Here is an 18,413-nt window from a genome sequence, read left to right on the forward strand (position 1 = left end):
TCTAAACAATCTAAACTGAAAAAAATTCATTTGTTTGACAAATACTATACCCTCGTTTATGAAATAGGTTTAGATTTTTGACTTTTGTCCAAATTATTTAGGAGAGGTAATAAAAATTATGGCTTATCTTGAGCTAAGAAATGTAAACAAATGGTTTGGAGATTTTCATGTCTTAAAAAATATTAACGAAACAATTGAAAAAGGAGAAGTTCTTGTTATCTGTGGCCCAAGTGGTTCTGGTAAAAGCACCTTAATTAGATGTATCAATAGGTTAGAAGAAATAGATAGAGGTGAAATTCTATTTGAGGGAAAAAATATCCACGATAAATCTGTAGATATTAATAATTTAAGAGCAGAAATTGGAATAGTTTTCCAACAATTTAATCTCTATCCACATTTAACAGTTTTAAAAAATATAACTCTTGCCCCCATTAAAGTCCGCAAAATGCCAAAAGATGAAGCAGAAAACATTGCTTTGGAACTTTTAGAACGGGTAGGAATAAAAGACCAGGCTCACAAATATCCAGCAGAACTTTCGGGAGGTCAACAACAACGAGTAGCAATAGCAAGAGCATTGGCAATGAAACCAAAGGTTATGCTCTTTGATGAACCCACCTCAGCTTTAGATCCAGAAATGATAAATGAAGTATTAAACGTCATGAAAGATCTGGCAAGAGATGGAATGACAATGCTCTGCGTAACCCATGAAATGGGATTTGCAAGAGAAGTTGCAGATAGAGTTATTTTTATGGATGGTGGAGAAATATTAGAAAGAGGTACTCCTGAACATTTCTTCACTAACCCAACCCATGAAAGGACTAAGGCATTTCTAAAAGAAATACTATAAATTAAGGAGGAGGAAGGATGAAAAAATTTTTTACTAGTATTTTAGTAGGCTTAGCAACAATAATGATGCTAAGTAGTTTGGCTTTTGCTGGAAAGTTAGAACAAATAAAAGCCAGAGGAAAACTTATTGCTGGAGTAAAAGATGCAGTGGTCCCATTTGGCTATGTTGATGAAAAGACTAATCAATTAGTAGGTTTTGATGTAGACATTTGTCGCTACATTGCCAACAAGCTAGGGGTAAAATTAGAGTTAAAACCAGTAACTTCTGCTACCAGAATTCCCATGTTAACCCAAGGTTCTGTAGATCTAGTTGCTGCTACTATGACCCACAAATTCTCTAGAGATGATGTAATCGATTTTTCTATTACCTATTTCATGGACGGACAAAAAATCTTAGTAAAAAAAGGCTCTGGAATTAAATCCGTAGCTGACTTAGCTGGGAAAAAGGTTGGAACATCAAAAGGGTCTACTTCTGAAAAAAATATCAAAAAAGCTCAACCAAAATGTAAAGTACTTTCTTTTGAAGGCTATCCTCAAGCCTTTTTAGCTCTTCAACAAGGTAAAGTAGCAGCTGTTACTACAGACTCTACTATTTTACTTGGTCTTAAAAACAGCGCCCCTAATCCAGACGAATATGAAATTGTTGGAGATTATATCTCTGCAGAACCTTATGGTATTGGGTTACCTGAAAATGACTCTGATTTTAGAGATTTTGTAAATAGATGTCTTGTAGATATGTGGAACAGTGGAGAATACCAAAAAATTTATAACAAATGGTTTGGTCCCCACTCTAAGTTCCACTTACCTTTAACTTGGAAAATGGAAATTTGGCCATATTAAAAAAATATGACAATTAGGCCAGGGATAAATCCCTGGTCTAAAAACCAAATATCTTAAAAATTTAGAGAGGAGAGGTAAAAACTTTGAATTACCAATTTAATTGGAAACTAGTCTTAAGTGGAGAATATGGCCAATGGATTATAGACGGCCTGATCTTAACTCTAAAAATTTCTGCTGTTTCCATAGTCTTTTCTTTAATTATTGGAACAATCATTGCCGTTTTTAGACTTTCCAAAATAAAACCTTTGGAGTGGTTTAGTTTAGCTTATACTGAATTTTTTAGAAACACTCCTTTATTAGTACAAATATTTTTTTGGTACTTTGGATCTGATGCAGTTCTTCCCAAGGCTGTTAATCAATGGCTCTATCAACAAGACTTTGAATTTGCTGCAGGCGTAATAGCCTTAACTGTTTATACATCTGCCTTTATTGCAGAAGAAATAAGATCTGGAATTAATTCCATTCCTAAAAACCAATTAGAAGCCTCTAGAGCATGTGGGCTTAGCTTTATTCAAGCTATGCGTTATGTTATTTTACCTCAAGCCTTTAGAATCATTATTCCACCTTTAATCTCTCAATTTTTAAATTTGACTAAAAACTCTTCTCTAGTCATGACTATTGGAGTCATGGAATTAACTTATATGGCTAGACAGATAGAGTCTTATACATTTCATGGATTTGAGGCATTTACGGTAGCAACTTTAATCTATATCGCAATCTCGTTAACTATTTCTCTACTGGTAAATTTATACAACAAATATTTTCTCCGTCATATAAAATATTAAAAACGAGGTGAACCTGTGCATTGGGATATTGTTTGGAATAATTTTGGTTATTTTCTTGTAGGAGCCTATCCAGAAGGTCCTCTTGGTGGCCTTGCTATGAGTATTCTTTTAGCACTAGGCGGTATTTTTGGTGCATTTTGGTTAGGATTAATAATAGGATTGATGCGTTTATCCAAAAAACCTTGGCTTAAATATCCTTCCCTTGTCTACATAGAAATTGTAAGAGGAACTCCTCTATTAATGGTCATATTTTGGTTTTATTTTCTTGCTCCTATTTTACTAGGACATACTTTGCCAGAAGCAAGTAGTGCCCTCATTAGCTTCATAGTATTTACTAGCGCCTATATTGCTGAAATTGTTAGAGCTGGGGTCCAAAGTTTACCTAAAGGCCAAATGGAAGCAGCTAGAGGAACAGGACTAAATCATTTCCAAGCAATGCGCTATATTATTCTTCCGCAAGCTTTAAGAAATATGATTCCATCATTTGTAGATCAGTTTGTAAGTCTTACTAAAGATACTTCCTTGGCTTACATAATTGGTGTTAATGAATTAACCAGAGCTGCGACCCAAGTAAATAATAGAACTTTAGTAGCTCCTACAGAAATATTTTTAACAATTGCAATACTTTATTTTATTGTATGTTATGTTTTAACATCTATCAGTCGTAGATTAGAAAAACATCTTGCTAGGTATCAAGCCCGTGGAAGATAAAAAACTATATGGAGTAGAAATAAAAATACCCTCTTCTTTACAAGAAATTGTAGAAGGATATCTTTATTTACTTGCGCCTTGGGGATGGGAAAGTTGCTCTATTGATAGAGATAATATTCAAATAAAAGTTGTTTTTAACACTTTTAAAGAAGCAAACGATACTATCTCTATTTTAAAAAATAAAATTCCAAACATACAAGTTTCTACCTACCTATTAAAATCCCAAAACTGGCTAGAAAGTTGGAAACAATTTTTTACACCAATAAATGTAAATAATATGTTTGTCATCTTGCCTTCATGGGAACAAAAAAAAATAGATCCTGCCCTTATACCTATCTATATTTACCCTGAAATGGCTTTTGGTACAGGACATCACGCAACAACTTTTCTTTGTTTAAAAATGCTTTGTACATTAAAACAATATTTTGATCCTCATAAAGACTATTTTTTAGATTTGGGTACAGGTTCTGGCATTTTAGGAATAGCTTGTGCTAAACTTGGTTTAAAAGGAATAGGAGTTGATATAGACAGTCATGCTATCCAAAACGCCAAATATAATATCACTTTAAACCAAATTAACGATTTCTTTACAGTACAAAAAGGATCTATTGAAGATATAAACAGTAATTTTTCTTTAATCATAGCAAATATTTTGGCAAACCCACTTATACAAATGAGAGAAAATATAAAAAAACATCTCTGCCCTAACGCTCATCTGATCTTATCAGGAATATTAATAGAGCAATCTCCCAAAGTTATTTCTTGCTATGAAAAAGTGGGATTAAAACTAAAAAATAAACTCACTCACCAAGAATGGATTGCTTTGCACTTCCAAAATGAATAAAAAAGACGTTTTAAAACTAATATATACTAAACTATTCTCAGCTCTTGGACCAAGTCATTGGTGGCCAGGAGAGTCGCCTTTTGAAATAGCAGTAGGTGCAATTCTTACTCAAAACACAAACTGGAACAACGTAGAAAAGGCAATTCATAATCTAAAACAAGCAAATCTTTTAAATGAACAAAAATTATTCTCTTTGCCAGAAGAAAAGCTTGCCTTTTATATAAAACCAGCAGGATTTTTTCGCTTAAAAACAAAACGGCTAAAAAATTTCCTACATTTTTTAAAAAAAGAAGCAAACTTAAAAATCACTAATTTAAAAATATATCCTTTAAAAGAACTTAGAGAAAAATTACTTTCTGTTTCTGGTATTGGGCCTGAAACAGCAGATAGTATTCTCCTCTATGCTTTAGATAAACCTATTTTTGTAGTAGATGTCTATACTAAACGAATGTTTTCTCGTCATGGCCTAGTACCTGAAGAAACTTCATACCAAGAAATCCAAGACTTATTTATGGATAATCTTGATCCTAATGTCCAATTATTCAATGAATATCATGCACTCATTGTTAGAGCCTGTAAAAAGTGGTGCCTTAAAAATAAACCTAGGTGCGAAGAATGTCCCCTAAACAATATCTAAAGTTACTTGTCTTTTTTATTATTTGTCTATTCCTTTTTAAAATTAATACACAAGTTTCTCTTGCTTCTCTAAAAAAAATACAATCTGAATTAAAAAGTTATAAAATCCAAATAAAAAATAAAAAATCTTTTCTAAAGAAACTATCTAGCAAAGAAAAAAAAATAATTAAACAATTAACTAAAGTTGATAATGAAATTGTAAAAATAACACAAAAGTTACAAAAAGAAGAAGAAAAACTTTCTCTTATAAAAAGAAAAGAAGCTTATCTTTTAAAGAACTATCAGATAACAAGTAAAAGAAAAGAAAAATTAAAAAAAGACTTAAAAAATATTTTAGATAAAATCTGGCCAATATATCTACAAAATAAAACTTTAAATATCTTTGACACTAAAAATGAAGAAAGATGGCAATTAAAAATAAAATTAATGAATATATTATTAGATAAAGTTAGCAAAATTTACAAAGAATTTTCCCTTGAGTGTCAAAAAATATCATCTCAATTGATAGAATTACAAAAATTAATAGAAGAAAGAAAAAAACAATTAAAACAAATAAACTTAGTAAAAGATAGTTTACTAGAAAAGAAGCTATTTTTTCTAAAAAAAATTCAAGAAACTAGATTAGTTAAGTTAAAAGAAGAAGAAAATTTACAACAAATTTTACATACTGTAGAAAGTTTAAATTATAAACTCCTTATTTTAACAAATCGCAAATTTTCTAAAGCAAAGGGCCATTTACCTTGGCCAGCAAAAGGAAAACTTAAGGTCAAATTTAATTTAAAAAAACATCCTCCGTGCAGAGGAATAGGTCTAAGGCTTCCTAAAAATTCTCCTATTAAAGCTATATTCTGGGGAAAAGTAGTGCACAATGATGTGCTAAGGGGATTTGGAGAGGTAATTATTTTATCTCACGGTCAAGGATATTATTCTTTATATGCCTTTTTATCCAAAAGCTTTGTAAAAATAGGACAAAATGTAGAAAAAGGCGAAGTAATTGGACTATGTGGATATTATCCTAAATTAAAAAATTATGGTTTATACTTTGAATTGCGTTTTAAACAAAAACCAGTTAATCCTATTTTCTGGTTAAGCAAATTTTAGGAGGCATTATTATGTTAAACCATATAACTACTTTTTTTATGATCTTAGGTTTATTACTTTTTGTTCCCCATGATTCATTGGCCAAATCTACAAATGATTATCAGGCATTAAAACAATTTAGCCAAGTACTAAGTATTATAGAGCAGCACTATGTCAAGCCAAAAACAGAAAAAGAACTTTTAAAAGGTGCTATTAAAGGAATGTTAAGTTCTTTAGACCCCCATTCTGCCTATATTGATCCAGAAGAATTAAAAGCTATGCAAGAAGACTTTTCTGGTAAATTTAGTGGAATTGGAATCCAAATAGGAATGAAAAACAAACGACTCACAGTTATTTCTCCTATTGAAGGAACTCCAGCTTATAAAGCAGGTTTAAAAGCAGGAGATATAATTCTAGCTATAGATGGAGAGTCAACTCAAGGCATGACTTTAATGGATGCAGTAAAAAGAATTAGAGGACCTAAAGGAAAACCTGTAGAACTATTAATTTTACATAAAGATGCAGAAAAACCTCAAAAAATTACCATTATAAGAGATACAATCCCTATCCATACAGTCAAAATTGTAGAACTAGAACCAGGATATATATACCTTAGAATTACAGACTTTAAAGCCACAACTTCAAAAGAAATTTTGAAGAATATAAAAAAATATCGCAAACATTTAAAAGGTCTTATTTTAGATTTGCGCAACAATCCAGGCGGATTATTAGACCAAGCTATAAAAGTATCGGACATCTTTTTGTCTAAAGGCCTGATTGTTTACACTCAAGGGAGAGATAAAACTACCAGATCAGAATATAAAGCCAAAAAACAAAAAACTGACATTCTCTGTCCAATGGTAGTATTAGTGAATGCAGGATCTGCTTCTGCATCTGAAATAGTAGCAGGAGCTTTAAAAGATCAAAAAAGAGCTTTATTAATTGGCGAAAAAACCTTTGGTAAAGGGTCAGTTCAAACAATAATTCCTTTATCAGATGGATCTGCAATTAAACTAACTATTGCTCTTTATTATACCCCTTCTGGACGTTCTATTCAGGCTTATGGCATAGAACCAGACTTAGAAATCCCTTTTCAACCTATACCAAAAGAAAAAGAACATGTTTTACGAGAAAAAGATCTATCCAAACATTTAGATAATCCAGAAAAAAATAAACACTCTAAAATAACAAAAGAAACAAAAGAAGCCCAAAAAATGCTTTCCAAGGATAACCAATTAAAAATTGCTTTAGAAGTAGTAAAAAAGATGCCTCTTTTAAAAAAATTAAACTATGCAAGTGAATAAAAAAAATAAAATTTAACAAAAAATTAGGGGCAGATTAAATCTGCCCCTAATTTTTTAGTTCTTGCTATGCCTAAAAAAACTACTAAAAAAAGAAAAAAAACAACAAAAACTCGAAAAAAGAAAAAACAACAAATTTCTTTTTCTCCTTTACTCTTTATCCTAATCTTAATAGCCGGCCTATCTGCTTTAGGAGCATATTTTATTTTCACAAGATTATCTTTAACAAAAACGCCAACCCCGAAACAAATTAAGTCTATAAATGCCAGTCATACTAAAATTAAGAAAAAACATCTAAAAATACAAAGCAATAAAAATAAAAAACATTCTTATCAACAATATGAAGAAGAGCAAAGAAAAGAAAATGAGTTCAATATAAAAATTAATAAAGTTGATTTATTATTAATTCAAAACCTATATCAAACAAATCAAAAAAAAGTTAGAATTATATCGCATAAATCTAAATTAAGATATATCCATAACAATCCATATAAATTCCAAGAAATAATACTATATGTACCTAATGCTCAAAAATTTATAAATAATTTTAAGAAAGATTTAAAACTAGTTGCTCCATTTGCTTCTATCAAAAAAATGGATTCTTCAATATATTACCTTTTAATCAATGGTATCCTAACGCACAGGATAGTTTTAAAAACAAAAAAAATAATCCCAACTAAAAAAGCTAAAATGGCATTAATTATAGACGATATCGGTAGAAGCATAAAAAAAGCTACCCAACTATTAAACTTAGATCTAAATATAACTTTATCTCTTTTACCATATGCTCCATATACTTCTAAAATATCTCATCTTGCTATGTTAAAGGAACAAGATGTAATGCTTCATTTACCTATGGAACCCGAAGGCTATCCAATTTCAGCTAATCCTGGACCTGGAGCATTATTTGTAAACATGTCTCCCCAAGATTTACAAATCACTTTTTTACAAGATCTAAATTTAGTTCCAAATGCAGTGGGAGTAAATAACCATATGGGATCAAGGTTTACAGCCTTTAACCAAGGAATGAAAATAATTTTTAAAGAAATAAAAAAAAGAAATTTGTTCTTTTTAGATAGTCTTACTACTCCCAAAAGTGTTAGTCGAAAACTTGCTCGAGAGTTAAATATAGCTTATTTGAGACGAGATATTTTTTTAGATAATGTTCAAGATGAAAAAGCTATTTTATTTCAACTTCACAAAGCTGAAGCAATTGCCTTAAAAAAAGGTTTTGTTATAGCAATTGGACATCCTTATCCTGTCACCATTTCTACCCTTTCTGCCTGGAAAAATACAAAAAATTCTCACATTCAATTAATTAAAGTAAAAAAATTAACTTCTATCCATACCTTTTAGTTTAAAATTTATTCTAAAATCCAACTGTTTAATATTATAAATTGGGGGAAAAGTTAAACATATGCAGGATAAATTTTTCTTGCGTCTTTGACATTCTATTTATAAATAAAACAGATCAATTCAAATTCTTGGAGGTTATAAATGGTAGAAAGAACTTTATCTATTATCAAACCAGATGCAGTGCAAAGGAATCTAGTTGGCGAAATCTTAACCATGATTCAAAAAGCAGGACTAAAAATTGTGGCTCTCAAAATGCTATATTTAACCAAAAAACAAGCTGAAGGTTTTTATAAAGTACATCAAGATAAACCTTTTTTTGATAGTTTAACAGATTTTATGTCCTCAGGTCCAATTGTTGTATCTGTACTAGAAGGCGAAAATGCAATAGAAAACTATCGTAAACTTATGGGAGCCACTAACCCTGAAAATGCAGAAGAAGGAACTATTCGCAAAAAATTTGCTTTAGATATTGAAAAAAATTCTGTTCATGGCTCCGATAGCATAGAAAATGCTAAAACTGAAATAGCTTATTTTTTTAATGAACTAGAAATAGTAGGATAAATAAAATGACCAAAATTGGTTTTATTGGCACAGGAAATATGGGGGGAGCAATGTTAAAAGGGCTTTCCCCCTTAAATAAAATAGAATTATATGCTTATGATATAGATATAAAAAAAATAAAAAATTTATCGTGTTCTTCTAAAATAAATATCTGTACAAATACTTTAGAATTAGCAGAAAAGACAGATTATATCATTTTAGCAGTTAAACCTTACTTAGTAAGCTCTATAATTCAAGAGATAAAACCAAAACTTCGTGCTCAAAAGTGTATTATTTCTATTGCTGCTGGAGTAAACCTAAATACCTTAATACAATCTTGTGAAAAAAAATGTGCTTGCATTAGAGTAATGCCAAATACTCCTGCCCTTGTAGGTAAAGGAGTATTTGCTCTTTGTTTTGACGATCCCAATCTTAATAAAACACAAAAAAACTTTATTTTTGATTTGTTTTCTCACTTAGGAACAAGCTATATTTTATCAGAAAATTATTTTGATGCTTTTACCGCACTTATTGGCTCTGGCCCTGCTTTTGTATTTTTAATTTTAGAAAGCTTTATTCAAGCTGGTGTTACTCTTGGGTTTACTGCAGAACAAAGTAAAGAAATGATTATTAAACTGTTTGAAGGTTCTTTAGAATTAACTAGTTATCTCTCAAATAAACACCTATCAGAACTTAAAGACATGGTTACTTCTCCTGGAGGGACAACAGTTTATGGATTAAATTCAATGGAATTTAATGGCCTAAAAAAAGCGATTATAGAGGGAATAATAGCTAGTTATAAGCGAAGCAAAGAGTTATAATATGTTAATAAAAAGTAGAGACTCAAAAGAAAAAGATTTAAAGCTTTTAAGACAATTACTAAAATATAACTTAACAGAAGAACAACGCAGCAGTATAAAAAAACAGATTCTAATCCTAGAAAAAGGATTAAAAACAGAAGATGAAGCAGCATACTATATTAACTTTTATTATGAAAATTCTAAAAACTGGATAGTTATTCATGATTTAAGACTAGAATTAAAAGGCAAAGTAGCCCAAATAGATCATATTCTTATAAATAGATTTTTCGATATTTATGTTTTAGAGTCTAAATTTTATAAATATGGGATAAAAATTACAGACAATGGAGAATTTGAAGTTTTTTATAAAAATAAATCTATTGGTATCCCATCTCCTATTGAACAAAATAAGAGACATATTAAACTTTTAGCAGATTTTATTGATTCCTATGATTTATTACCTAGACGTGCTGGAGTAAAAATAAAACCTAGGTTCTTTAGTTATATCTTAATTTCTCCTAATTCTACAATCAAACGTCCTCCTAAAAAATTATTTGATACTAGTACAATAATAAAAGCAGATACATTAGAAGCGATAATAGATAAACAAATTGATAAACAATCTACAATAGAATGTCTAGGATTGGCTCTAAAAACACACACTCTTTCTGATATAGAAAAATTTGCTAAAAAATTAGTTTCCTTTCATTCTCCAATAAATATAAATTGGTTTAAAAAATTTAATATAAAATTAACTAAAAACACAGATAATCCAAAAAATAAGAAATATTTTTGTGCTAGATGTAAGTGTGACATTTCGGAAAAAGAAGCATTTTTTTGCTGGAATAATAAAGAAATCTTTAAAGGAAAAGCTTATTGTTTAGCTTGTCAACGATATTATAAAAAACACTAACTATATACATATCAAAACCACAAAATAGACTTCAAAGCTAAACAAGTGCTAATATTTAATATTTCATAAAAAATACAACCTAAGCCTATAAGTAAAATAAAAAATTCTAAAATTTTTTTTAAATACGCCATTTCATTATCCCTCCAAATATTTCTCTAGCAAATATTTATTACTTAAAAGTTACTTTTTGAAAAAATTTTGTATATTTTTTTATTTCCAGCCTAAAGAAATTAAAAAACATGTCGATAAGAAAGACAGATGAGGTGATTTATGACCATAAGTCCATATTTGACCAAAAACGTCTTAAGCGAATACATTAAAGAACTTAATCATGGACGTAGAATAGCAAGATTAAGACGACTTTTGCGTCAGGCAGGTCATGATATAGTGGAAGTATCTCCAGAAGCAAAACGACGCCAGATGATAGAACAAATTGCCAGAGAAATTATAGAAAATTTACTAACTTCAGAAAACAACCACCCTATAGTTTTAGAAATAAAAGCCGATTTAGAAAAAAAGATGAATCAAAAATTTATTTTTAAATATCCTCCTCCAAATGGAGATGATATTCATATTTTAAAAGAAGAAAAAAATGGCCCAGTAGAACTTTTACCTAAAGAGAGGGAACAAATCTTGCAGAAACTCTGGGAAATAACTATAAAAAAAGTTAATGAAACTATGATCTAGGAGTTAAAAATGCAAATAAAAAATTTGTTAGATAAAATAGATAATTATAGACAAGAAGAAATAAAAGAAAAACAAAAAAAAGAGACTTTACAAAAGTTAAAAAGTCAAAAAAACGACACCATCTCTATTTCTCCAAAAGCGAAATTATTTGCTACTATTTTAAAAGAAGCCAAAAATGCACCTGAAGTAAGAATAGCCAAAATAGAAAAGCTTAAAGAACAAATCCATACAGGCCAATACCACCCAGATCCTCAAAAGATCGCCCAAAAAATATTAGAAGAAGACCACCAACTTTGGGATTAACCATTTTTTCTCTCATGTTCTTTCCTGAACAAATTCACTAATAACCACATGAGAAGGCAACCCAGCCTCTATAACAGCAAGTTGTAATCCTCTTTTACTTTTATTATTTATTACAATTGGTCCACTAAGGTTTAAAGTAGTATTTTCTGGTTTTCCAGCAGGAATATTTACTGTTGCTAAAACAGAAATTTCATCTCTTCCACTAATTCTTAAAACCTTTTCTTCTATTTTATTTAAAGAAAATCTAAAATGAGGAACAAATACAAATGGATCTGCTACAATAAGTCCTAGTCTACTATTTTCAGTACTCTGTAATAATAAAAAAGGAGATTTATCCTTTATTTGTAGCAAAACAAAATAATGGTATCCCTCAAAACCTATTAATCCCCTAGGGAAATAGATAATTTTAGATTTATCTATAATTATCTTTCCTAATCTAGAACTTACTTCTATTTGTCCCATAATCTTATTACCTTATAAAAATCATCCTTATCTATTAACAATGATTTCTTATTTTCCTCTAAAATACGCTTATATACTTCTTCTCTAAATACAGTAACATCGTCAGGGACTTCGATTCCTAATTTAACTGTTTTTCCTCTACATTCTAAAACAGTTATCTTAATATTATCCCCAATATGAAGACTTTCTCCAATTTTTCTTGATAAAATAAGCATAATTTAAATATAATTTACTAAACTCATTCTCATAATCATTGAAGAAGATTTTAAAACAGCCTCATAAATGATTTGCTGATTTGCAAGTTGAGTCATTAATTCTGCCACATCAGCATCTTCTATTTTACTCAATCTCTCTTTTTCATTTATAGAAAGCCCAGATAATATATTACCTGCTACTTCTAATCTATTTTCCCTTGCCCCAATAGAAGCTAATTGGTTAGAAATATGATTTAAACTGTCATTAAGATTTTCAAGTGCCTCTTGAATGCCAGATTGGTTATTAGTTTCTAAAAAACCAACTAGTTTTCCTACAGTTTCAAATACATTTTTCCCTGCTCCACTAAAAACTACTTCATTTTGGTAAATACCACCAAAGATATCTTTCCCCACATGATTAATCTGAACCTTTTCACTAGCAGAAATTTCAACTTCTATTTTAGCCATTTCAGGCCGTACAATTAACTGATCTCCAACCGTAAGGTTAGCTTGACTATTAACCTCTACTCTTCCGCCAGGAACAAGAAAGGTTGTGTTATCTGTAGTATTTCCTGTAGTCCAATTATTTCCTCCATCTGTAGAATAAGAATATGTTATAGTAGTCCCTGTTATGTCATCTATTCTTATATTTAAATTTTTATCAAAATTCCCATAAGCTTGAGCAGTTAAAGCAGTATTTTGAGCATATAAGTCCACTACTTTATCTTCTTCAACATCTCCTTGGTAAATTGCTGTAGGCCTAACCCAAAGCCACGTTCCAGAATCATCATTATAATCAGTCAACGAGTTAGCTTGTACAGTATAACCTGCTGTAAAATCCACTTGTATATCACCTAAGTTTAACGTAGTGCTTCCTGCCGCTATAGTTCCTGTTTGCCAAGTATCTCCTCCATCTTCAGAATATCTATAATTAATTGCATTTGTTCCTATAACTCCATCGGTTAAAAATTGAACCAACACTGTTTTAGATGAATTTCCACTTATAGAATTTATAAAGCCATCTACATTATCATTTTTATTAGAGGTAAGCCACAATCCTTCCACAAAAGCATCTTCATTTACTTTATGACCAGCAAAAATAGACTTGCCTTCATATTCTGTATTTGAAAGATTAACTAATTGACTAAACAACTGCCTAGCTTCATACGCTAATCCCTGCCGTTGTTCTTTTGTAAGAGTGCCTGTAGCCCCTTGTTCTGATATCTCTTTTAACCTAATAAGTATATTATTAACCTGCATTAAAGTTTCATCGCTTAAATTTAGCCAACCCTTAGCTGTATCAATATTTTTTTTATATTGAGCAAGAGCTGCAATGGAATCTCTATAATCAAGTATTCTAGTCATACCTATTGGATTATCTGAAGGTTTATTTACCTGTTTTTGGCTAGCTGCTTTTTTATTTAATTCTACTAATTTGGAAGTAGAATAATGAAATTGATTAATAAAAGTTGTAAAAAGGTCTCTTTGTGAAACTCTCATAATTCTTTCCTACCTTAAACTAATAAGTGTTTGAACCATTTCATTAGCTACATTAATCAACTTTGCAGCTGCAGCATAAGAATTTTGAAATTTAATTAAATTTGTCATTTCCTCATCCATATTAACACCAGAAACCTCTTCTTGTCTGCTATTTAAGTCATCAGCTAAGGTTTTATTATAATTATAATTAAATTCACTCATTTCTGTATCTGCCCCTACATTTCCTACCAAACTATTATAATATTCCTGCAAAGTCTGAGAAGTAGTTCCTTCTATTGTAGTATATATATCAACATTTTTATGTGCTAGTTCTGCAATCTGTAAGGCAATATAATTATCTCCATAATTTACTTCTCCTGCTCCATTTACATGACCTGCATTTATATAAGAAATATTATTTCGTATAAAATCATTTAAAGCAATATCATTTGCCCCATTTCCTTGGAAATAAGTATTTATTCCTAAGGCAGATAACAAACCAGATGTATCCTCACCAAAAACAAAAGAATAATTTGTATTTGCTTGTAATACCAACTTATTATCTACAATACTCGCTGAGATATAAGTACCAAAAGTATTATTAATCGCATCTCTCACATCCTCTAAAGAATGATTATTAGGATCAAAATTTTGAATTCCTGCAGTGGCATTATCAAAATCCAAAGGACCATTTGCAACTAAATTACCAGAATTATCATATACAAATAAAGATAAATTGCCCTCTTGCAGTTTATTACCAAAACTAAGTCCTGAGGCATAATTTCCTAAAGCAATACTCGTATTAGTTACTCCATATGTTCCATTAGCATAAGTATATTTATCTAATCCAGCACCCTGAGAATGTATTCTATTTACTTCCCATACAATTGCCTTAGCAAAAGCATCTAATTTTTCTTTGTATTTACCTACATAAGAATCTCTAAAAGAAAAATACCCACCTAAACTTCCTCCTTGAACTCTTCTAGTATTAAATGAGCCATCTGGCATTACCTGAGGAGTTATGTTCATAAAACTAGAAGAATTTTCATACCAATACAATCCTTTTTTAGGAATAATTGTAAAGGTATCGCCAACACTCAAATTACTAGTAGCAGGGTTTTGACTATTACTAGAATCGCCAAACCAAATAGTAATATCTCCATTAGGTAAGGTTATTCTATTCGCATAACTATCTGCTGTATAAACAATATCGTTCCCATCTTCATCTTTTAAAAAAGTTTTTCCTCCATCAATAGAAACTTTAAATTGTGCAGTTCCATTAGCAGCTCCAGCAGTGACAACTTTTACCGTATATTCATAATCTGAACTCCCTTCATAATAAATGCTATCAGTAAAAGTTGAGCCAGGGACTAAAGAAGTAAGCACCTTTGGAGACTCAAATTTTATTTCAAAATAGCTTGTACCATCAACTAAAGTATGGCCTGCTTTGGTTGTAATAATTACTCTTCCAAGACCATTATCAATATAATTAATATCTAACTTTTCTGCTAACTCTCTAACAAGCGCATCTCTTTTATCTCTAAGTTCATTAGCATTATTCTTACCTGGTTCTTCATGAACTGTAATTTTACCATTTATACTTGCTATTTCTTTTAAAATTTCATTTACTCTATCAACATCTTGTTCTATAAAATCATCCATTTGTTGTTGCAGTTTATTTAAATCATCTGAAGTAAGATGAATTGCATTTAATAAGTTTTGCGTATCTCCAAGAAGAGCTGCTCTTGTACTGGTATCTTCTGGTCTTTGACTCAACTCTTGCCAATCACTAAAAAATTTAGCTAAAGCTTTATTAATACCTCCATCTTCTCCTTCTTTAAATAAAATCTCTACATTTTGTAGTGCCTCGTGTAGTTTATCATAAAGTTCTCTCAAAGAAGCTCTTGTATTATACTGTTCTTCTATAAATGCATCAAAATGTCTAAAAACTTCTTTAGCTTTTACCCCTGTTCCTAGTTGGCCAGGATAAAAATCTATAGCCATAGCTTCTTCTAGACGCACTTCTTGTCGTCTATATCCAGGGGTATTGGCATTTGCTATATTATTGCCTATAACCTCAATTGCAGATTGATGAGCAAATAATGCTTGTCTGCCTATATCTAAAATTGAATTGATTCCAGGCATTCTTATCCTCTCAGATTAATATTTGGTCGTCCCACAAGTTTTCCCCCATTTGTATAAACAGGATTTTCTGGATTACTTTCCTTTATTTTAGTTTGTAAAAAATTAAGCATATTAGCCGTTTGATTAGCTAAAGCAACAGCTAAGGCGTTATTTTTAGCACTTAATATCTTTATTTTCTGCTCTTTTTGTTTAATATCAGTAAGCAAAACAGAATATTTATCTATTTGGCCAAGGTTATTAAAAAATTTAAAAACAGAATCAAAACCTTTTTTTCTAGCAATTATTATAAATTCTTGTTTTTCTCGATTTAATTGCTCCAACAATCCCTGAATACATACCTCTAAATCGGCAATTTTATCCATTTTTCTATTTTTTAAACAGGAAAATTCTTCCTCTAACATTTCTAACAATAAATTTAAGGCCTGCCTTATCCTATACAGCTTCTCTTTTAACATGGCCTATTCCTCCAAATTTTTATGTGATTATTCCTTTTTAGCTAGTAAAAAAGTTTTAAATTTCAAAGGGTTTAAAGCTATATCCCCATTTCTAAGTTCAAAATGCAAATGAGGACCAGTAGATCTTCCACTATCTCCAGATAAAGCAATTTTTTGACCAAAACGAACAAACTGCCCTTTTTCCACTAACAACTTAGAATTATGAGCATAGTAACTTGCTATACCATTTTTATGTTTTATAATTACTAAATTACCATATCCAGATTTTTCCCCTGCAAACACAACTTTTCCAGACATACAAGCTCTAACCTCTGTTCCTATTGGTACAGCAATATCTACTCCACTGTGCCATGCACGAGTGGCCGTAAAAGGATCCAATCTCCACCCAAAACCTGAGCTAATTCTACCGTTTACAGGCCAAATAAAATTATCTTCTTTTAAATCAAGAAAAGAAATTTTTTTAATGCCACCAAGTCGAGGAATACCGCCTTTACCTGGTTGATGTTTAAGTTCTATTTTTTTAGCAAGTCTTTCTATCTTATTGTCTAAAGAAGAAAGACTATTATCGCCTTGTTTTATGTGTACTTTATTTTCTACTTTATCTTCTTGTTGATCTAGTTTTTCTTTTAACTGCTCAAACATTAAATTTGCTAAACCTATTCCTCCACTCTTAGCTAACACTTTGCCTAATTCTTGATCAAACAAGCTCAGATACATATCTTCTTCTTTACTATGTAAATACCCTTCTTTAGGAACAGTTTTACGCATTTGTTCCCACATCTTTTGTAGAAAAATTGCCTCAAAATCATTACACGCCTGTTTTAACTTTTCTACTTTAGCATTTTTAGTTTTTAATTTTACAAGCCTATTTTTTAGGCTAGAATCATCTAATTTTTGTAAAGCAACAAACTGTAAATTTTGAAAATAATTAATACTCATTTTAAATTACTTCTAATTCTGCATGTAAAGCACCAGCAGCTTTTAAAGTCCTTAAAATTGAAATTAAGTCTCTTGGTGTAGCCCCAATAGCATTAAGCCCTTTTACTAGTTCCTGAACAGTAGCACCTTTTAGCAAAATAAGATTTTTCTTTTCTTCTTTTACCCCTAAATTAGTTCTAGGAACCACTGTAGTTTGCCCCTGAGATAAAGGATTTGGCTGGGATACCTGAGGCTCTTCTTGAACAACTATATGCAAATTACCATGAGATATAGCCACAGGAGAAATACTAACATGTTCTCCTAATACTATTGTTCCAGTTTTTTCATCTACTACAATTTTAGCTGGTGTATCAGGCGTAACTTCCAAATTCTCTAAAGCTGCAATAAAAGGTACCAAGTTGTGTTGGAATTTATTTGGAATTTTTATTTTAATAGTAGAAATATCTGGAGCATACGCCAAATTATCCTGAAAACTTTTATTAATTTTATTCACTATTTGGTTCGTGGTTGAAAAATCAAAAATTGATAACTCTAATGTAAGTTCTTTTTGTTGGGCAAAAGAAAAAGGTACACTTCTTTCTACAATAGCTCCACCTGGGATTCTAGCTACTGTAGAAATATTTTTCGATGCTGTAGCTGCTTGTCCGCCAGCAGAAAATCCTCCAACCGCCAAAGGACCTTGAGCAATCGCGTATACCTTGCCATCAATACCCTTTAAAGGGGTTTGCAAAAGCACTCCACCTAATAAACTAGAAGCATCTCCAATAGAAGATACCGTTACATCTAATTTACTACCTGGTTTTGCAGAAACAGGCATATTAGCAGTAACCATCACAGCTGCTACATTTTTTATTTTCAAACTGCTTTTATCTACTCTTACTCCCATATTTTCTAGCATGTTTACTAAGGATTGAATTGTAAATTCAGGATTACTCTTATCTCCTGTCCCAGCCAGTCCAACTACCAAACCATATCCAACTAATTGATTAGAACGCACTCCTCCTATCTGAGAAATATCTTTAATACGAACAGCTAAAGAAACACTGCTTATTAATAAATATAAAACTGCAAGAATTATTTTTTTAACCATTAAAAAC

General features: G+C 30.7%; 21 protein-coding genes. 14 read left to right on the plus strand and 7 right to left on the minus strand.

What is annotated here, in order from left to right; all coding sequences use genetic code 11:
* Window positions 1–118 precede the first annotated feature (118 nt).
* The 14 genes from BLP60_RS02120 to flgM all read left to right on the plus strand — a co-directional run bounded on the left by BLP60_RS02120 (window position 119) and on the right by flgM (window position 11,642).
* The gene (locus tag BLP60_RS02120; RefSeq protein WP_092062656.1) at window positions 119–847 is read left to right on the plus strand and encodes an amino acid ABC transporter ATP-binding protein; all 729 of its coding nucleotides are present in this window, start codon (window positions 119–121) and stop codon (window positions 845–847) included.
* A 62-nt stretch (window positions 848–909) separates the two neighbouring features.
* Window positions 910–1,686 (plus strand): ABC transporter substrate-binding protein, encoded by a 777-nt coding sequence (locus BLP60_RS02125; RefSeq protein ID WP_491996584.1) that lies wholly within the window; start codon window positions 910–912, stop codon window positions 1,684–1,686.
* A gap of 83 nt (window positions 1,687–1,769) precedes the next feature.
* Window positions 1,770–2,471, plus strand: a complete 702-nt coding sequence (locus BLP60_RS02130; protein ID WP_092062664.1) for an amino acid ABC transporter permease — start codon at window positions 1,770–1,772, stop codon at window positions 2,469–2,471.
* 15 nt (window positions 2,472–2,486) lie between these two features.
* Window positions 2,487–3,182: an amino acid ABC transporter permease gene (locus tag BLP60_RS02135; protein WP_092062667.1), complete on the plus strand. Its 696-nt coding sequence runs from the start codon at window positions 2,487–2,489 to the stop codon at window positions 3,180–3,182.
* On the plus strand, window positions 3,172–4,026 hold the full coding sequence (locus BLP60_RS02140; RefSeq protein ID WP_159427672.1) for a 50S ribosomal protein L11 methyltransferase: 855 nt from the start codon (window positions 3,172–3,174) through the stop codon (window positions 4,024–4,026). Before BLP60_RS02135 ends, BLP60_RS02140 begins: the two co-directional genes overlap by 11 nt.
* Window positions 4,019–4,663, plus strand: coding sequence for an endonuclease III domain-containing protein (locus tag BLP60_RS02145; protein WP_092062870.1), 645 nt, complete (start codon window positions 4,019–4,021; stop codon window positions 4,661–4,663). Before BLP60_RS02140 ends, BLP60_RS02145 begins: the two co-directional genes overlap by 8 nt.
* Window positions 4,642–5,763 (plus strand): murein hydrolase activator EnvC family protein, encoded by a 1,122-nt coding sequence (locus tag BLP60_RS02150; RefSeq protein WP_092062673.1) that lies wholly within the window; start codon window positions 4,642–4,644, stop codon window positions 5,761–5,763. Before BLP60_RS02145 ends, BLP60_RS02150 begins: the two co-directional genes overlap by 22 nt.
* A gap of 11 nt (window positions 5,764–5,774) precedes the next feature.
* A complete protein-coding gene (locus BLP60_RS02155; protein WP_092062676.1) occupies window positions 5,775–7,046 on the plus strand; it encodes a S41 family peptidase in 1,272 nt (423 codons plus the stop codon).
* Window positions 7,047–7,112: 66 nt separating this feature from the next.
* Entirely contained in the window at window positions 7,113–8,399 is a 1,287-nt protein-coding gene (locus BLP60_RS02160) for a divergent polysaccharide deacetylase family protein (RefSeq protein ID WP_092062679.1), read from the plus strand.
* Between the two features lie 141 nt (window positions 8,400–8,540).
* A complete protein-coding gene (ndk, locus tag BLP60_RS02165; protein WP_092062682.1) occupies window positions 8,541–8,960 on the plus strand; it encodes a nucleoside-diphosphate kinase in 420 nt (139 codons plus the stop codon).
* A 5-nt stretch (window positions 8,961–8,965) separates the two neighbouring features.
* Entirely contained in the window at window positions 8,966–9,760 is a 795-nt protein-coding gene (gene proC, locus BLP60_RS02170) for a pyrroline-5-carboxylate reductase (RefSeq protein ID WP_092062685.1), read from the plus strand.
* A 1-nt stretch (window position 9,761) separates the two neighbouring features.
* Window positions 9,762–10,652 (plus strand): nuclease-related domain-containing protein, encoded by an 891-nt coding sequence (locus tag BLP60_RS02175; RefSeq protein WP_092062688.1) that lies wholly within the window; start codon window positions 9,762–9,764, stop codon window positions 10,650–10,652.
* A 270-nt stretch (window positions 10,653–10,922) separates the two neighbouring features.
* Window positions 10,923–11,339, plus strand: coding sequence for a DVU0524 family FlgM-associated protein (locus tag BLP60_RS02180; RefSeq protein ID WP_092062691.1), 417 nt, complete (start codon window positions 10,923–10,925; stop codon window positions 11,337–11,339).
* A 9-nt stretch (window positions 11,340–11,348) separates the two neighbouring features.
* Window positions 11,349–11,642: a flagellar biosynthesis anti-sigma factor FlgM gene (gene flgM, locus BLP60_RS02185; protein ID WP_092062694.1), complete on the plus strand. Its 294-nt coding sequence runs from the start codon at window positions 11,349–11,351 to the stop codon at window positions 11,640–11,642.
* 12 nt (window positions 11,643–11,654) lie between these two features.
* Here flgM and fliW read toward each other — a convergent pair whose 3' ends face one another.
* The 7 genes from fliW to BLP60_RS02220 are packed head-to-tail and all read right to left on the minus strand — an operon-like array spanning window position 11,655 to window position 18,406.
* A complete protein-coding gene (gene fliW / locus BLP60_RS02190; RefSeq protein ID WP_092062697.1) occupies window positions 11,655–12,104 on the minus strand; it encodes a flagellar assembly protein FliW in 450 nt (149 codons plus the stop codon).
* Window positions 12,092–12,319 carry a carbon storage regulator CsrA gene (csrA, locus tag BLP60_RS02195; RefSeq protein WP_092062700.1) on the minus strand — a complete coding sequence of 76 codons (228 nt, stop codon included), beginning with the start codon at window positions 12,317–12,319 and terminating at the stop codon, window positions 12,092–12,094. The genes fliW and csrA overlap by 13 nt, the downstream gene beginning before the upstream one ends.
* A gap of 3 nt (window positions 12,320–12,322) precedes the next feature.
* Window positions 12,323–13,798, minus strand: coding sequence for a flagellar hook-associated protein FlgL (gene flgL / locus BLP60_RS02200; RefSeq protein WP_092062703.1), 1,476 nt, complete (start codon window positions 13,796–13,798; stop codon window positions 12,323–12,325).
* A gap of 9 nt (window positions 13,799–13,807) precedes the next feature.
* Window positions 13,808–15,922: a flagellar hook-associated protein FlgK gene (gene flgK, locus BLP60_RS02205; RefSeq protein WP_092062706.1), complete on the minus strand. Its 2,115-nt coding sequence runs from the start codon at window positions 15,920–15,922 to the stop codon at window positions 13,808–13,810.
* 2 nt (window positions 15,923–15,924) lie between these two features.
* Window positions 15,925–16,377: a flagellar export chaperone FlgN gene (gene flgN, locus BLP60_RS02210; protein WP_092062709.1), complete on the minus strand. Its 453-nt coding sequence runs from the start codon at window positions 16,375–16,377 to the stop codon at window positions 15,925–15,927.
* Window positions 16,378–16,404: 27 nt separating this feature from the next.
* Window positions 16,405–17,316: a peptidoglycan DD-metalloendopeptidase family protein gene (locus tag BLP60_RS02215; RefSeq protein ID WP_092062711.1), complete on the minus strand. Its 912-nt coding sequence runs from the start codon at window positions 17,314–17,316 to the stop codon at window positions 16,405–16,407.
* A 1-nt stretch (window position 17,317) separates the two neighbouring features.
* Window positions 17,318–18,406 carry a flagellar basal body P-ring protein FlgI gene (locus BLP60_RS02220; RefSeq protein ID WP_092062714.1) on the minus strand — a complete coding sequence of 363 codons (1,089 nt, stop codon included), beginning with the start codon at window positions 18,404–18,406 and terminating at the stop codon, window positions 17,318–17,320.
* Window positions 18,407–18,413: the final 7 nt, after the last annotated feature.

This window comes from Desulfonauticus submarinus (assembly GCF_900104045.1).
In the GTDB taxonomy this organism is placed as follows: Bacteria; Desulfobacterota; Desulfovibrionia; order Desulfovibrionales; family Desulfonatronovibrionaceae; genus Desulfonauticus; species Desulfonauticus submarinus.

Coding starts and splice junctions, on each gene's coding strand:
- BLP60_RS02120 (WP_092062656.1), top strand. CDS start 119: ATGGCTTATCTTGAGCTAAGAAATGTAAACAAATGGTTTGGAGATTTT.
- BLP60_RS02125 (WP_491996584.1), top strand. CDS start 910: ATGATGCTAAGTAGTTTGGCTTTTGCTGGAAAGTTAGAACAAATAAAA.
- BLP60_RS02145 (WP_092062870.1), top strand. CDS start 4,019: ATGAATAAAAAAGACGTTTTAAAACTAATATATACTAAACTATTCTCA.
- BLP60_RS02150 (WP_092062673.1), top strand. CDS start 4,642: ATGTCCCCTAAACAATATCTAAAGTTACTTGTCTTTTTTATTATTTGT.
- BLP60_RS02155 (WP_092062676.1), top strand. CDS start 5,775: ATGTTAAACCATATAACTACTTTTTTTATGATCTTAGGTTTATTACTT.
- BLP60_RS02160 (WP_092062679.1), top strand. CDS start 7,113: ATGCCTAAAAAAACTACTAAAAAAAGAAAAAAAACAACAAAAACTCGA.
- ndk (WP_092062682.1), top strand. CDS start 8,541: ATGGTAGAAAGAACTTTATCTATTATCAAACCAGATGCAGTGCAAAGG.
- proC (WP_092062685.1), top strand. CDS start 8,966: ATGACCAAAATTGGTTTTATTGGCACAGGAAATATGGGGGGAGCAATG.
- BLP60_RS02175 (WP_092062688.1), top strand. CDS start 9,762: ATGTTAATAAAAAGTAGAGACTCAAAAGAAAAAGATTTAAAGCTTTTA.
- BLP60_RS02180 (WP_092062691.1), top strand. CDS start 10,923: ATGACCATAAGTCCATATTTGACCAAAAACGTCTTAAGCGAATACATT.
- flgM (WP_092062694.1), top strand. CDS start 11,349: ATGCAAATAAAAAATTTGTTAGATAAAATAGATAATTATAGACAAGAA.
- fliW (WP_092062697.1), bottom strand. CDS start 12,104: ATGGGACAAATAGAAGTAAGTTCTAGATTAGGAAAGATAATTATAGAT.
- csrA (WP_092062700.1), bottom strand. CDS start 12,319: ATGCTTATTTTATCAAGAAAAATTGGAGAAAGTCTTCATATTGGGGAT.
- flgL (WP_092062703.1), bottom strand. CDS start 13,798: ATGAGAGTTTCACAAAGAGACCTTTTTACAACTTTTATTAATCAATTT.
- flgK (WP_092062706.1), bottom strand. CDS start 15,922: ATGCCTGGAATCAATTCAATTTTAGATATAGGCAGACAAGCATTATTT.
- flgN (WP_092062709.1), bottom strand. CDS start 16,377: ATGTTAAAAGAGAAGCTGTATAGGATAAGGCAGGCCTTAAATTTATTG.
- BLP60_RS02215 (WP_092062711.1), bottom strand. CDS start 17,316: ATGAGTATTAATTATTTTCAAAATTTACAGTTTGTTGCTTTACAAAAA.
- BLP60_RS02220 (WP_092062714.1), bottom strand. CDS start 18,406: ATGGTTAAAAAAATAATTCTTGCAGTTTTATATTTATTAATAAGCAGT.